The organism is Duganella fentianensis (assembly GCF_964031615.1).
GTDB classification, from domain to species: domain Bacteria; phylum Pseudomonadota; class Gammaproteobacteria; order Burkholderiales; family Burkholderiaceae_D; genus Rugamonas; species Rugamonas fentianensis_A.
Genome location: NZ_CAXIQN010000022.1, coordinates 1 through 14,478, shown reverse-complemented (window position 1 = coordinate 14,478; position 14,478 = coordinate 1). Strand labels below are relative to the sequence as shown.

General features: G+C 60.2%; 11 protein-coding genes and 1 rRNA gene. 4 read left to right on the top strand and 8 right to left on the bottom strand.

Annotated elements, in window-relative coordinates; all coding sequences use genetic code 11:
* Window positions 1-7: 7 nt before the first annotated feature.
* The 6 genes from ABNT42_RS17170 to ABNT42_RS17145 all read right to left on the bottom strand — a co-directional run bounded on the left by ABNT42_RS17170 (window position 8) and on the right by ABNT42_RS17145 (window position 5,652).
* Window positions 8-415, bottom strand: coding sequence for a PTS fructose transporter subunit IIA (locus ABNT42_RS17170; RefSeq protein WP_155436797.1), 408 nt, complete (start codon window positions 413-415; stop codon window positions 8-10).
* Between the two features lie 54 nt (window positions 416-469).
* On the bottom strand, window positions 470-1,432 hold the full coding sequence (gene gshB / locus ABNT42_RS17165) for a glutathione synthase (RefSeq protein WP_348698990.1): 963 nt from the start codon (window positions 1,430-1,432) through the stop codon (window positions 470-472).
* 33 nt (window positions 1,433-1,465) lie between these two features.
* A complete protein-coding gene (gshA, locus tag ABNT42_RS17160; RefSeq protein WP_348698988.1) occupies window positions 1,466-2,767 on the bottom strand; it encodes a glutamate--cysteine ligase in 1,302 nt (433 codons plus the stop codon).
* Between the two features lie 187 nt (window positions 2,768-2,954).
* Window positions 2,955-4,529: an ammonium transporter gene (gene amt / locus ABNT42_RS17155; RefSeq protein WP_348698987.1), complete on the bottom strand. Its 1,575-nt coding sequence runs from the start codon at window positions 4,527-4,529 to the stop codon at window positions 2,955-2,957.
* A gap of 11 nt (window positions 4,530-4,540) precedes the next feature.
* Complete coding sequence (locus ABNT42_RS17150) at window positions 4,541-4,879, bottom strand: P-II family nitrogen regulator (RefSeq protein ID WP_107878151.1); 339 nt, start codon at window positions 4,877-4,879, stop codon at window positions 4,541-4,543.
* Between the two features lie 11 nt (window positions 4,880-4,890).
* Entirely contained in the window at window positions 4,891-5,652 is a 762-nt protein-coding gene (locus ABNT42_RS17145) for a TorF family putative porin (RefSeq protein WP_348698985.1), read from the bottom strand.
* A 277-nt stretch (window positions 5,653-5,929) separates the two neighbouring features.
* Between ABNT42_RS17145 and ABNT42_RS17140 the strand changes: the two genes are divergently transcribed.
* The 4 genes from ABNT42_RS17140 (at window position 5,930) to ABNT42_RS17125 (ending at window position 10,168) form a co-directional block, all read left to right on the top strand.
* The gene (locus ABNT42_RS17140) at window positions 5,930-6,169 is read left to right on the top strand and encodes an accessory factor UbiK family protein (protein ID WP_155436807.1); all 240 of its coding nucleotides are present in this window, start codon (window positions 5,930-5,932) and stop codon (window positions 6,167-6,169) included.
* A gap of 146 nt (window positions 6,170-6,315) precedes the next feature.
* Window positions 6,316-7,839 (top strand): YifB family Mg chelatase-like AAA ATPase, encoded by a 1,524-nt coding sequence (locus ABNT42_RS17135; protein ID WP_348698982.1) that lies wholly within the window; start codon window positions 6,316-6,318, stop codon window positions 7,837-7,839.
* 85 nt (window positions 7,840-7,924) lie between these two features.
* Window positions 7,925-9,643 carry a M1 family metallopeptidase gene (locus ABNT42_RS17130; RefSeq protein WP_348698980.1) on the top strand — a complete coding sequence of 573 codons (1,719 nt, stop codon included), beginning with the start codon at window positions 7,925-7,927 and terminating at the stop codon, window positions 9,641-9,643.
* A gap of 3 nt (window positions 9,644-9,646) precedes the next feature.
* The gene (locus ABNT42_RS17125) at window positions 9,647-10,168 is read left to right on the top strand and encodes a hypothetical protein (RefSeq protein WP_348698978.1); all 522 of its coding nucleotides are present in this window, start codon (window positions 9,647-9,649) and stop codon (window positions 10,166-10,168) included.
* 37 nt (window positions 10,169-10,205) lie between these two features.
* Here the strand turns inward: ABNT42_RS17125 and ABNT42_RS17120 are convergent, their stop codons facing one another.
* On the bottom strand, window positions 10,206-14,117 hold the full coding sequence (locus ABNT42_RS17120) for a two-component regulator propeller domain-containing protein (RefSeq protein WP_348698976.1): 3,912 nt from the start codon (window positions 14,115-14,117) through the stop codon (window positions 10,206-10,208).
* 123 nt (window positions 14,118-14,240) lie between these two features.
* Window positions 14,241-14,353, bottom strand: a 5S ribosomal RNA gene (rrf, locus tag ABNT42_RS17115).
* Between the last annotated feature and the right edge of the window lie 125 nt (window positions 14,354-14,478).

The window sequence follows — 14,478 nt, the reverse complement described above, 5'->3', positions numbered from 1 at the left end:
GCGGCGCCTACACCGCACCCACGCGGATACGGTTATCCACCCGCACCGCCCCACTCTGGGCACCGGCCAGCGCCATTTCTACCACCACATCGAGCGCTTCGCGCCGGTAAGTGATGGCACGCAGCAGCATGGGCAGACTGATGCCGGCGATGACTTCCACCCGTCCCGCATCGGCCAGACAGTTGCAGCAATTGGCGGGAGTACCGCCCTTCACATCCGTCATCACCAGTACGCCGCTGCCCGTATCGAGCCGCTTGATGGCGGCCGCAGCCAGCGCCTGCACTTCGCCCAGATCCTGATCGGCGATCACATCGATCGCTTCCAGTTGCTCGGTGGGGCTACGGAACACGTGCGCGCAGGCAGCCATAAAAGCCTGCCCCAGCGGCGCATGTGTCATAAGCAGTATGCCAACCATATTCTTAAACCGCCAGTCAGTACCGGAATTTTTTAATACTTTCCGGCAAAAATGTTAATTATTGGTTGCAAGATCCTGCGCCACCGCCGCTTCCACCGCATCGACAAACATGGCCGCCACGTGGAAGCCCGTCTGCGCCGTAATCTCCTGGAAGCAGGTCGGACTGGTGACATTGACTTCGGTCAGGTTCTCGCCGATTACATCTAATCCTACCAGCAACAGCCCCCGAGCGGCCAGTTTCGGTCCCAGCGTATTGGCAATTTCATAATCGCGCTCGCTCAGAGGTTGCGCTACGCCAACGCCGCCGGCCGCCAGATTGCCCCGTACTTCGCCATTCTGGGGGATGCGCGCCAGCGCAAACGGCACCGGCTTGCCGCCGATGACGAGGATGCGCTTGTCGCCCTTGACGATGGCAGGGATATAGCGCTGCGCCATGATGGTCTGGCTGCCCTGACGGGTCAGGGTTTCGATGATGGAGCCCAGATTCATGCCGTCGGCCGTGACGCGGAAGATGCCCGCGCCGCCCATGCCGTCCAGCGGCTTGAGGATGATATCGCCATGCTGCTGCTGGAAGGCACGAATGCGCGCCTCGTCGCTGGTCACCAGCGTCGGCGTGGTGAATTCGCTGAACTGGGCAATCGACAGTTTCTCGTTATGGTCGCGGATCGCCGACGGCTTGTTGTAGACGCGCGCGCCCTGCTTCTCGGCCAGTTCCAGCAGATAGGTACCGTAGATGTATTCCATATCGAACGGCGGGTCCTTGCGCTGGATGATGGCATCGAACTGGCCCAGATCGCATTCTTCGGCCGGCGCCGCACGGTACCAGTCGCTCGCATCGCCAGTCAGGGTGATGGCGGCCACGCGCGCCGTCACCCGGCCGTTTTCCAGCGCCATATCGCGCTGTTCGAAGGCATACACGGCATGGCCACGACGCGCCGCTTCCACCATCATGGCGTAGGTGGAATCCTTATAGGTCTTGAAACTGGCCAGCGGGTCGGCGAGGAAAGCGATCTTCATGAGAGGTCCATTCTGGGGTAATCGGGGAGGTGCTTAATACACTTCGGGATTCGGGTCGGTGCGTTCCATTTCCAGCGAAGCGGCCAGCAGCGCCAGCCGCGCCACCACACCGTACACATAGAAGCGGTTAGGCGCGGCCGTACCGGGTTTGGCTTTCAGGTCGGGCACGGCATGCTGCTGGGCAAACGCCAGCGACACATAGTGCGAACCCGGTGCTTTCAGATTCTGATCCTTGCCTTTTTCCGCATGCACACGGTAGAAACCGCCCACCACATAGCGGTCTATCATGTAGACCACGGGCTCGGCCACATCGTCCTTGATGCTCTCGAATGTCGGCACGCCTTCCTGAATGATGAAATCCGTGACTTCCTTGCCATCCTTGAAGACGATCATGCGATCGCGCTGCTCCTGACTCAAGTCCTTGATTTCACTGGAATCCTTGATGGTCAGCACACTGGTGCCATAGGTGCCCGCATCGGGTTTCACAATCACGAACGGCTTCTGATCCTTGATGCCGTATTCCTTGTACTTCTTCTTGATCTTGGACAGCAGCGCATCGACATTGGCGGCCAGACAGTCATAGCCCTCACCCGTGCGGAAATTCACTGCATCGCACTTGGCGTGGAAAGGATTGAGCATCCACGGATCGACCCCGATCAGCTTGCCGAACTTCTTGACCACCTCGTCATAGGCGTTCATATGGTTGCTCTTGCGCCGCAGCGCCCAGCCTGCGTGCAGCGGCGGCAACAGGCTCTGCTCGTGGATGTTCTGCAGAATCTCGGGGATACCATCCGACAGATCGTTGTTCAGCAAAATCGTGCAGGGATCGAAATCTTTCAGCCCCAGCCGGCGCCCGTTAGGCGAACGCACCAGCGGTTCGATCACCAGCATATTCCCATCAGGCAATGCAAGCGGGGTCGGTTCGGTAATTTCCGGTGACAAAGAACCCAGCCGTACATGCAGCCCCGTCTGGCGGAAAATCTGCATCAGCCGCGCAACATTTTGCAAATAGGAAGGATGGCGCTGCTTGATTTCAGGAATCAACAGCAGATTGCGCGCATCGGGACAGTATTTATCGATGGCCGCCATGGCCGCCTGCACGGACAGGGGCAGCATTTCCGTGGCCAGATGGTTGAAGCCGCCGGGGAAGAGATTGGTATCCACGGGCGCCAGCTTGTAACCCGCATTCCGCATGTCCACGGAGCAATAAAACGGCGGGGTATGTTCCTGCCACTCCAGCCGGAACCAGCGTTCGATGGCGGGCGTGGCCGCCAGAATTTTCTCTTCGAGGTCTAGTAGCGGGCCGGTGAGCGCCGTAACGAGATGGGGAACCATACTTACGTCCTTAAATGATGCGGGAGGATGCCGGAATGTCGATATTACCGTGCAGATGGCCTATATCGGGGCAAAAACCTTAATTTAAAGACGGGAAATAAAAAAAGCGCCCCGTCATCGAATGAGGGGCGCCGAGGGGAGACCCGCCGCGACGGGCGGGCACTACGAGATACTGACTAGGTCTGGCTTAAGCGTGGTAGGCCGACTCGCCATGGCTGGTGATGTCCAGACCTTCGCGTTCCTCTTCTTCCGGTACGCGCAGACCGATCACGATGTCGACCAGCTTGTAAGCGATCAGCGACACGATGCCCGACCACAGGATGGTGGTACCTACCGCCGTTGCCTGGGTGGTCACCTGACCGATGATGGAGTAAGGATCAGCCGACATTTTGTTGGTGACGTAGTCGAAGATGCCCTGACCGCCCAGCGATGGCGCAGCGAACACACCGGTCAGCAGCGCACCGAGGATACCGCCCACGCCGTGCACACCGAACACGTCCAGCGAGTCGTCCGCGCCCAGCAGGCGTTTCAGACCATTCACACCCCACAGGCAGACCACACCGGCCAGCAGACCCATGATCAGCGCACCCATAGGACCGACGAAGCCGCAAGCGGGGGTAATCGCCACCAGACCGGCTACTGCGCCAGAAGCAGCGCCCAGCATGGAAGGCTTGCCTTTCATGATCCACTCGCCGAACAGCCACGACATGGTAGCGGCAGCGGTTGCCAGCAGCGTGTTGACGAAGGCCAGCGCAGCCACATCGCCAGCTTCCAGTGCCGAACCAGCATTGAAACCGAACCAGCCCACCCACAGCAGCGAAGCGCCGATCATGGTCATGGTCAGCGAGTGCGGTGCCATCGCTTCACGGCCATAGCCCACGCGTTTGCCCATCATGTAAGCACCGACCAGACCAGCCACGGCGGCGTTGATGTGCACCACGGTGCCACCAGCGAAGTCGAGCGCACCTTTCTGGAACAGGAAGCCTGCTTTGGCGCCTTCGGTGGCGGCAGTGGCCGCATCCTTGATCGCGTCAGGGCCGGTCCAGAACCAGACCATGTGAGCCACTGGCAGGTAGGCGAAGGTGAACCACAGCACCACGAAGGCCAGCACGGCGCTGAACTTGGCGCGCTCGGCGAAGGAACCAACGATCAGGCCGCAGGTAATTGCCGCGAACGTGGCCTGGAATACCACGTAGACATATTCAGGAATCACCACACCCTTGCTGAAGGTGGCAGCCGTGGAGAAGGCGGCCTTGGCAGGATCGAAAATACCGTTCAGGAACAGGCGGTCGAATTTACCGATGAAGGCATTGCCTTCGGTAAAGGCCAGCGAGTAGCCGTAGACGCACCACAGCACGATGATCAGGGCGAAGATGGTGAACACCTGCAGCAGAATCGACAGCATGTTTTTCGAGCGTACCAGACCGCCGTAGAACAGAGCCAGACCGGGAATCGACATCATGATGACCAGAATGGTGGAGACCATCATCCAGGCCGTATCACCCTTGTTAGGGGTAGGAGCCGGTGCGGCAGCCGCTTCGGCTGGCGCTGCAGCTTCGGCAGCAGGTGCAGCGGCTGGGGCCGCTGCCGAGGCGGCTGCAGCGGCGGCCGGTGCGGCAGCATCAGCCGGGGCCGGGGCCGGGGCCGATGCCGCCGCCACAGGCGCCGCAGCGGCCGGTTTAGCCTCTTCGGCCCACACGGGCGCCGATAGCGCACACAGTACGGCGGCGCCAGCCAGCCAGGACGTAACAAATTTCTTCATCTAGCTTCCCCTTAAAGAGCGTCGTTGCCGGTTTCGCCGGTACGGATACGGATAACTTGTTCCAGGTTGTATACGAAGATCTTACCGTCGCCGATTTTACCGGTACGGGCGGCCCCTTCGATCGCTTCGATGGCCTGCTCGACCACCGCGTCATCGACGGCGGCTTCGATTTTGGTCTTAGGCAGGAAATCGACCACATATTCCGCACCGCGATACAGCTCGGTGTGACCTTTCTGGCGACCGAAGCCTTTCACTTCGGTCACGGTAATGCCTTGCACGTTAATTGCCGACAGAGCCTCGCGGACTTCGTCGAGCTTAAACGGCTTGATGATGGCGGTAATCAGTTTCATACAGGCCTCGCTTAGAAGGTTTTAGAGACAGTCAGAACCAGCGCCTTCTTGGCCAGATTCTTACCTTTTGCAGTGTAGGCATCGGAATCGGCGTAGATCGCCGCCAGAGCCACCGTTGCCACACCCAAATCTTTGGTCACGCCGACTTTGTAGTCGCTATAGCTGGCGGCACCGTTGTTCTTCACGTTCTGGTGACCGGCGTGCAGGTTCAGTACCAGACCTTCGCTCAGCTCGAAGTTGGCGCTGCCGTCCAGATAACCACTGTTCTTACTGTCGGCAAAGCCGAACAGATTGGTGGTCGATTGCGAATATTTGACCGTGAACGGACCGTAGCCGATCTGGCCGTACAGTTCGAAGGTATTGGCGCTAGGGTGCAGACCATTCGATGGGTAGAAGTAGTACAGGCCGCCCACGTCATAGGTCACATCCTTGACGAGCTCGCCACGCTTACCAGCGTACAGATCCCATTCAACATCGCCGGAACCGCCTGCGTCCTTGGTCCACTTGATGGTGGACAGCCAGGTACCGGCGTAGAAGCCGGTCGGATTATTGGTATAGTCCGCGCCGCCCAGCAGAGCAGGTTTCAGACGGGTTTGCGATACGCCGCGATAGCGGTAGTCGCTGACAATGGCCGCGTTAAACGTCACTTCATTGTCGGGTTTAGCTTCGGCAGCGGGTGTCGCTTCCTCGGCCTGCGCCACGGAGGCGCTCATGGAGGCGAATGCTAAGGTCAACGCAGCGATCAGGGTGAAGTTCTTGCCCGGGTTTTTCATAATAGTTTTCCTCTTGAAGTTGAACTTAGATGGCAGTTGCGGTTTAAAATCCTGTTTGTTCGAAGCGATGAACAGCGTTCACTCCTTCTTTAGCAGATTGCGTGCCAGCTTTTGAGATGCCTCAAAATGTGGCCTGCAACGCGCCAAACTTGGGAACAGTGGGCCAAACGTGAGAATTTTCTCGTTGACGCATATCTCCAAGGCAACATTCGCACCAGATTAACGCCACCCGCGCACCGCAATGGTGCGCGGGTGGCAACACCGACCGAGGACCATGATGGACATGAATACTTTTTTTAATGATTTGCAAAGCAAGGTCAGCCAGGCCATCGAAAACTCGCCCGCCAAGGACATCGAAAAAAACGTCAAATCGATGATGACCCAGGGCTTCGCCAAACTCGATCTGGTGACCCGCGAGGAATTCGAGATCCAGGCCCAGGTGCTGGCCAAGACCCGTGCCAAACTGGAAGCACTGGAAGCCCGTCTGGCCGAGCTGGAAGCCAAGGCCGGCAACTAAGCCCCTATCGAGGCAAGTAAGTCTGCCCTGCCGCGCCACCCGTTTGGGCTGGCGCAACATCCCAAGGCGCGATCGGCCTACGCTGGCGGCATGCTGTTTCACCGCAGCGCCTAGCCATCCAGCGATCACCAGCGATCACGCCCGCCATGAGCCTCGCCGTACTTAAAAGCCGCGCCCTCGAAGGCATGGATGCGCAGGAAGTCAGCGTGGAAGTCCATCTCGCCAATGGCCTGCCCGCCTTGGCCATCGTGGGTCTGGCTGATACCGAAGTCAAAGAAGCGCGCGACCGCGTGCGCGCCGCCATCATCAATAGCGGCTTCGAGTTTCCCGCCCAGCGCATCACCGTCAACCTCGCCCCGGCCGACCTGCCCAAGGAATCCGGCCGCTTCGACCTGCCCATCGCCATCGGTGTACTGGCAGCTTCCGGCCAGATACCGGCACGCCAGCTGAACGAATACGAATTCGCCGGTGAGCTATCACTGTCGGGCGCCTTGCGCCCCATCCGCGGTACCCTGGCCATGGCCGTGGCCTGTAGCCGCTACGGCAGCCAGCGCGGCCTGATCCTGCCCATCGATAATGCCGACGAAGCCGCGCTGGTCAGCGCGGCCGCCATCTATCCGGCCAGTTCGCTTCAGCAGGTGTGCCGCCACTTCAGCGCGCAGGGTAGCGCTGCCCGCCTGCAGCGTCACCCGCCGCCGCCCTTGCGCCAGCTGGGCCGTTATCCCGACTTCGCCGATGTCAAAGGCCAGCAGGCGGTAAAGCGGGGACTGGAAATTGCGGCCGCCGGTCGCCACAACGTGCTGCTGGTAGGCCCACCCGGAGCCGGCAAAACCATGCTGGCCATGCGCTTTCCCGGCCTGCTGCCCGCCATGAGCGATGCCGAAGCACTGGAAGCGGCTGCCGTGCAATCGCTCAGCGGCCAATTCCGCCTCGACCTGTGGCGCCAGCGCCCGTTCCGCGCACCGCATCACACAGCTTCCGGCGTGGCACTGGTGGGTGGCGGCAGCGTCCCACGTCCCGGCGAAATTTCGCTGGCCCACCATGGCGTGCTATTCCTCGACGAACTGCCCGAGTTCGAACAGCGCGTGTTGGACGTACTACGCCAGCCACTCGAATCAGGCCAGATCACTATTTCGCGCGCGGCCCGACAGGCCGACTTTCCCGCCCGCTTCCAGCTGATCGCCGCCATGAACCCCTGTCCCTGCGGTTATGCCGGCCATAGCAGCGCGCGTTGCCACTGCAGCCCCGAACAGATCGCCCGCTACCAGCGCCGCATTTCCGGCCCGCTGCTGGACCGTATCGACATCCAGCTCGAAGTCGCGGCGCTCGATCCACTGCAGCTGGCCGCCGCCGGCGCCGCAGAAAGCAGCAGCGCCATTGCCGCCCGCGTGCAGCAGGCAGCAGAGCGGCAGTGCCAGCGCCAGGGCAAACCCAATCAGGCACTCAGCCCGCAGGAACTGGAACAGCACTGCCGACTCGATGCTGCCAGCCACACCGTGCTACAGCGCAGCATGGCGCGCTTCCAGTGGAGCGGCCGCGCCTACCACCGCATCCTGCGTATCGCCCGCAGCATCGCCGATCTGGCAGCCAGCAAGGACATACAGCGCCCCCACATCCGCGAAGCCATCCAGTATCAGCGCGCCCTGCGTGAACGCGATCTGCCATGCTAAATTCTGTCTAAGTGCCGGCTAAGCATCACTCCTACGCCGGCCTTGCTGCTATATTGTGCGCAGCTCCTCAACTCACAACGCCGCAATGAACCGTCTTCCCCTGCGCCACACACTCGCCATCGCCATCGCCAGCAGCGCGCTACTGGCAGGCTGCGCCAGCACGCCCGCCAGCCTGACCGACTTCACCGCTAATTCCGGCAGCCCGCGCAGCAGCGAACAACTGGCCGTGCGCTTCCAGCATGTCGATCTGGCGCTACGGATCGATCCGGCCACCCGCAGCATACAGGGCGATGCCACCCTGACCTTTACGGCCAGCGCCCCGCTCGATCGCATCGTGCTGGAACTGGACCGTAACTTCAGCATCGACGCAGCGCTGGCCGATGGTGTGGCCCTGCCCGCCACTGCCATCAGCAATCCGGAGGGCCGGCTATCGCTGACGCTGCCCGCGCCGCTGGCAGCTGGCGCCCAGACCAGCATCCGCCTGCGCTACCACGGCGTGCCCCACGTCGCCAAGCGCGCACCATGGGATGGCGGTTTCACCTGGAGCAAAACTGCCGACGGCCAGCCATGGATCAGCACCACGGTAGAAGGCGAAGGCTGCGATCTCTTCTGGCCCTGCATCGATCACCCGCAGGGCAAGCCGGAACTGATCGATCTACACATCAGCGTACCGGCACCGCTGGTGGTGGCCGGCAATGGCGTGGCGATGGGCATGGAGGAGGCCAACGGCTGGCGCACCTATCACTGGCGCGCCAAGCACCCCAGTACCTATGGTGTGGCACTGAATATCGGCCCCTACGAAGTGCTGGCGGGCGAATACGCCAGCCGCTACGGCAACCGCATCCCGCTGCGGCTATGGTATCTGCGAGGCCATGAAGAAAAAGCCAAGGCGCTATTCACCGAGTTTGCCCCCATGCTGGACTTTTTCGAGAGCCGCATCGGGCCCTATCCTTTCGGTGACGAGAAGATGGGCGTGGTCGAAACGCCCCATCTGGGCATGGAGCACCAGACCATCAACGCCTACGGCAATGGCTACGTCAAATCACCGCTAGGCTATGACTGGCTGCTGCATCACGAACTGTCGCACGAATGGTTCGGCAACCAGATGACCAACGCCGACTGGGACGACATGTGGCTACACGAAGGCTTCGGCAGCTATATGCAGCCGCTGTATCTGCAGCAGTTGCGCGGCGAGCGCGAATTCCAGTCCGAACTGTTCAACCACCGCAAATCGCTGCTCAACAAAGCCCCCATCGTCAGCGGCAAAACCCAGCGCATCGAAGATGTGTATGACGAAAGCCGCGGCGGCCCCGGCAACGACATCTACACCAAAGGCTCGCTGATCCTGCACACCCTGCGCAACCTGATCGGCGACGAAGCCTTCTTCGCCGCCACGCGCCGCATGGTGTACGGCACCGACCAGCCGCTGCCGGGCAAATTTGTGCCGCGCTACAGCAGCAGCAAAGAGTTCATCGCCCTGTGCAAGGAGATCAGCCAGCAGGATCTGGACTGGTTCTTCAACGCCTATCTATACCACGCTGCGCTGCCGGAACTGCTGGAGCAGCGCGATGGCGACCAGCTGACGCTGACGTGGAAGCTCAAAGATGGCGGCAACTTCCCCATGCCGCTGGAAGTGCGCGTCAATGACCGCATCGAACGGCTGCCCATGACTAACGGCCAGGGCACGCTGACGCTGCCACCACATGCGCGCGTCACCATCGATCCGGCTTCGCGCGTGCTGCGCCATGCGCCCCACATCGATGCATGGAAAGCCGAGCAGAATCAATCCAAGAAAAAAGGTTAAGCGATGATCTACCGTTCCACGCTAGCCCCGATGCTGGCCTTGGTGCTGGCCGCCACGCTGGCCGGCTGCAGCCCCAAATACGACTGGCGCGACTACCGCAGCAAGGATGCGCCCTACAGCATACTATTCCCCGGCAAACCGGCCAGCCAGACGCGCAGCGTCACGCTCGATACGCTGCAGCTGGAAATGACCATGACGGCGGTAGAAATCGACGGCGTAGTATTCGCCGTAGGCAGCGCGCGCCTGCCCGACGGTGCCAGTGCCATGACAGTTTTGCAGACCATGCAGAGCGCATTACTGAGAAATATCGGTGCCACCCTGCGCAGCAACAAGGACAGCAGCACCGGCCTGCAGTCCATGCTGGAATTCGAAGCGGACGGCAGCCAGCAAGGCCAGCCCGCGCGCCTGATCGGCAAACTGATCGCCCGCGATCAGCGCATCTATCAGGTCATCATACTGGGACGGGCGCAGTCGCTAGCGGCCGAACAGATCGACACCTATCTGACTTCGTTCAAATTGAATTGAGCGGCCACGCGCTTGCGCCTCGCGCTTGCGCCGCGCGCTAATCACCAGCCTTGCTAGCTTTAAGCGGCAGGTCCATGGTGAAGCGCGTGCCCACATCGACTTCGCTATCGACCCGTATGCTGCCATCGAGCAGTGACGTGACGATGTTATAGGTGATGCTCAGGCCCAGACCATTACCGCCCTGCCCCAGCTTGGTGGTAAAGAAGGGATCGAAAATACGCAGCTGATGCTCGGGCGCGATGCCCTTGCCATCATCCTGAAACACGATACGTACCCGCTCCGTACCCAGCCGCACCGCCCACAGACGAATCTCGCCACCGCTACGCCCTTCGAAAGCATGTAGCAGGGTGTTGTTAATCAGGTTGATAATCACCTGACCATACGGACCGGGAAAGCTATCCATCTGTATATCTTCCGGCATTTCCAGCACGATCGAGTGGCCCGCCTTGCGGATCTGATTACGCATGGTCGTCACAATTTCCTGACTAGCCTGCAGCAGATTGAACGGCCGCCGCTTGGCACTGGCCTGATCTACCGCCACCTGCTTGAAGCTGTTCACCAGTTCGGCCGCACCTTGCAGGCTGCGCATCAGCAGCGTCGAAGCTTCGCGTGCAGCATCGATGAAGCTGACCAGATCGGAGCGGCGCAGCGAATTAGTCTGCTGCAGCTGATGGATGTCTTCCGTCTTGTCTTCCAGCGTGCTGGCCACCACCAGACTATTTCCGATGGGCGTATTCAGCTCATGCGCCACACCGGCCACCAGCGCCCCCAGCGCGGCCAGCTTCTCCTGCTCCACCAGCTGCTGCTGGGTGTCCAGCAGCTTGCGGTAGGAATCGGCATTGGCAAACGCCACCCCCACATACGAGGCCAGCGTGGTCAGCATGTCCACATCGATGCGATGATAGGCGTGCGGACGATAGCTATGCACAGTGATAGTGCCGCGCACCTGCCCGCCCACCGTGATCGGCACATAGATCAGCGAGCGCGGCGCAGTCGGCAGCGAACCATCTTCCAGCGTCCCCATATCCTCCGCGCTGGTCACATGTTCGAGGTGAGCGATATACAGGCCGTATTCCAGTTCTAGGTCATTGATGAAGACTTCCTTGCCATGCTGGATGCACCATACGGCCAGCTGGTTAGGCTCGCGCATGCTGCGCACATACGGCGCATAGCGCTTGCCCTTCTCCATCGCGAACGGATATTCGATCAGCTCCTGCTCGGGGCGATAAATACCGATGCCGAAGACGCTGGCATCCATCAGCGCATGCACATGCTTGTACAGCATCTGCATGATGGCTTCGCTATCCAGATTCGCCGTGATGGCTCGGCCGATTTCCGACAGCAGCGAAATATTCCGGTGCGCAATCTCCACGCTTTCCTTCTGATGCTCGACTTCGCGCTTCTGCCGTTCCACCGACTCCTTCTGCTGCACCAGCTCGCGCGTGCGGCTACCCACTGTGGCTTCCAGCACATGCTTCTGCTGGATCAGCATACGCATGCGGAAACGGAACAGCCCATACACCCCGCCCAGCACGCAGCCCAGCAATCCCAGCCGGAACCACCAGGTCTTCCAGTAGGGCGGCGCGATAATCACTTCCAGCGTCGTGGCTTCCTGACTCCACACGCCGTCTTTATTGGCCGCCTTGACGCGGAAAATATAGCGGCCCGGATCGAGATTGGTATAGGTCACATAGCGCTTGCCCGCATCCACCGTCAGCCACTCGGGATCAAAGCCCTCTAGCTTGTAGGCATACAGGTTGCGTCCCGGATCGGCAAAATGCAGCGCGGCGAACTCGATGGAGAATACCGTGTCACGGTAGTCGAGCGTGAGTGCTTTGCCATGCGTTAGCGCATCCGGCAGCACTCTGGTGCGCGGGTCCGTGCCGCTCAGTATAGAACGGTTAAACAGCAGGAAGTCCGTCACCACGACAACGGGGGCATCGGGATTGCCGTGGATATTCGCCGGATTGAAAGCTGTCACACCACTCAGGCCACCGAAGTACAGCATATTGTCCGGCCCTTTATAGGCCGAACCGATGAAGTAGGAGCCGTTAATCAGTCCGTCACGCGCGGTGTATTCTCGGAACGCGCCACTGCGCGGATCAAGCATGGTCAGGCCGGCCGTGGTACTGATCCACAGACGACCCTGCTGGTCACCCAGTATGCCGCCGATAGGATCGGCCGCGCGCGCCGCCGTCATCGGCACAGTGCGAAAATGCAGTGCCCCGTCGGCAGCGCGCTCGGCCACGGACAGCCCTGCCGCTGTGCCTATCCATAAGCGCCCCTGTTCGTCTTCATACAGATGGTGCACACGCGAATGGATCAGACTATCGCTGGCGCCGGCCACATGGCGGTAATTACGGAAGCTGCCCGTGGCCGGATCAAAACAGTCCAGACCATTCTGGGTACCGATCCACAGCTTGCCTTGGCGGTCTTCCAGCAGTGCATAGATGCGGCCATCGAGCACATCGGGATCGCTAGCCTGATGATGCCAGCTCGTCACTGCGCCATCACTGGCGGCGATACGATGCAAGCCAGCCCGTGAAGCGGCCCACACGGTGCCATCGCGTGCTGCCAGCACACGCTGCAATAGACGCGACTCTGGCAGCGTATCCAGTTCGACCCGGGTGTAGCGGCCACTGCGAGGATCGCGCCATGCCAGTCCGTTCACCGTGCCGACCCATAGACGTCCGCGCGTATCGGTATCCAGCGTCAGCACTTCATTGCTGGGCAGGCTGGTGGCATCGTGCTCGTCATGGAAGTCTGTCTTACTGGTGCCCCGCGCCAGATCGACCAGCGTCAGGCCACGGGCCGTCGCCATCCAAACTTGATCAGGCCCCGCCGCAACTATCGCCCGCACCTTATTATTACTCACATTGGGCAGCACACCCGACTGTTCGGAAAAATGCTCAAAGCCGCCACTGCGCAGGTCCACCCTATCGAGGCCGTTGTACCAATTGCCTATCCATAGCGTACCGGTGCGATCCTGATACAGCGAATTGACCTGATTGTCCCCTAGACTATGGCGGTCCTGTCCCACATGGCGGTAGCTATAAAAGCCGCCGCTAACGGTATTGCGCCGCTTCAGACCATTCTCATAAGTACCTGCCCAGAGCACACCATCGCGGTCTATCAGCAGTGCTTCTACCCGTTCGCCATGTAGATCATCGCGCGCGCCCAGCGTCATCCGGCTGGCGCGGCTCCCCTGCAGACGCCATGCCTGCAGACCATCGCGACTCCCCACCCACAGCACGCCATCAGAGGACAGCGTAATAGCCTGTATCACCGTGGCAGGATTACTGCCATCGCCCATGGTGATGTGCTCGAACCGGCTGGCGCCAGCCGGCAGCATATCGAGTCCGGCATCCGTCCCTATCCACAGCTGGCCGGCGCGATCAAGCTGCAGCACATTCACCCGGTCGTGAATGATGCTGGTCGCATCGTGGTCGGCATGACGATAGCTCTGCACCTCGCCGCTGGCGATATCGAAATGCAGTAGTCCGTTCCCGGTGGTCGCCAGCCACAGACCCTGCTTGCCATCGCTGATGATGGCCGTCACGGAAATACTGCGCTCACGTCCCAGCAAATGTGCAAAAGTCCGCGTGGCGGCATCGTAGCGATCCAGTCCGCCGCGACTACCGACCCAGATAGCGCCTTGCGCGTCTTCGTAGAGCGCCTGAATATAGTTATCTTGCAGACTGGCGCTGTCATTGGGAGTGTTTTTGAATGCGGTAATGCGGTAGCCGTCGTAGCGGTTCAGACCCGCTTGCGTACCCAGCCAGAGATAGCCCTGCTTATCCTGCAGGATGGCGGTAACGGTTTCCTGAGTTAAGCCCTGTTCCACGCCCAGATGTTCGAAGCGCAAACTCAACGGCGCAGCAAGGGCTAGTGAGGCACCAGTCCAGAACAGGCTTAACAGAACAAGAACGCGTGCTACATAACCTGCCATGGAATTGCTCCTACGCTATGCAAGTTATTCTAAAGCACAAAGGCTGGCGACAGACGGAAAAAAGCCCCATTTGCACTGAATACGCTACGGTACTCAGACAAATGGGGCTTTTTAGTATAACTAGCTTGACGATAACCTACTTTCACACTGGTTGCAGCACTATCATCGGCGCAGAGTTGTTTCACGGTCCTGTTCGGGATGGGAAGGGGTGGGACCAACTTGCTATGGTCATCAAGCTTTGACTTGTGTGGGCGCCGCGTTTGATCGCGTCACCCAGAATCTGGAATTAGTAAGTAATCAGCACTTGGTGCTGCGGGTAATGAAGTTGTCTCAACAACGTTTAACGGTCTTCTTACCTATA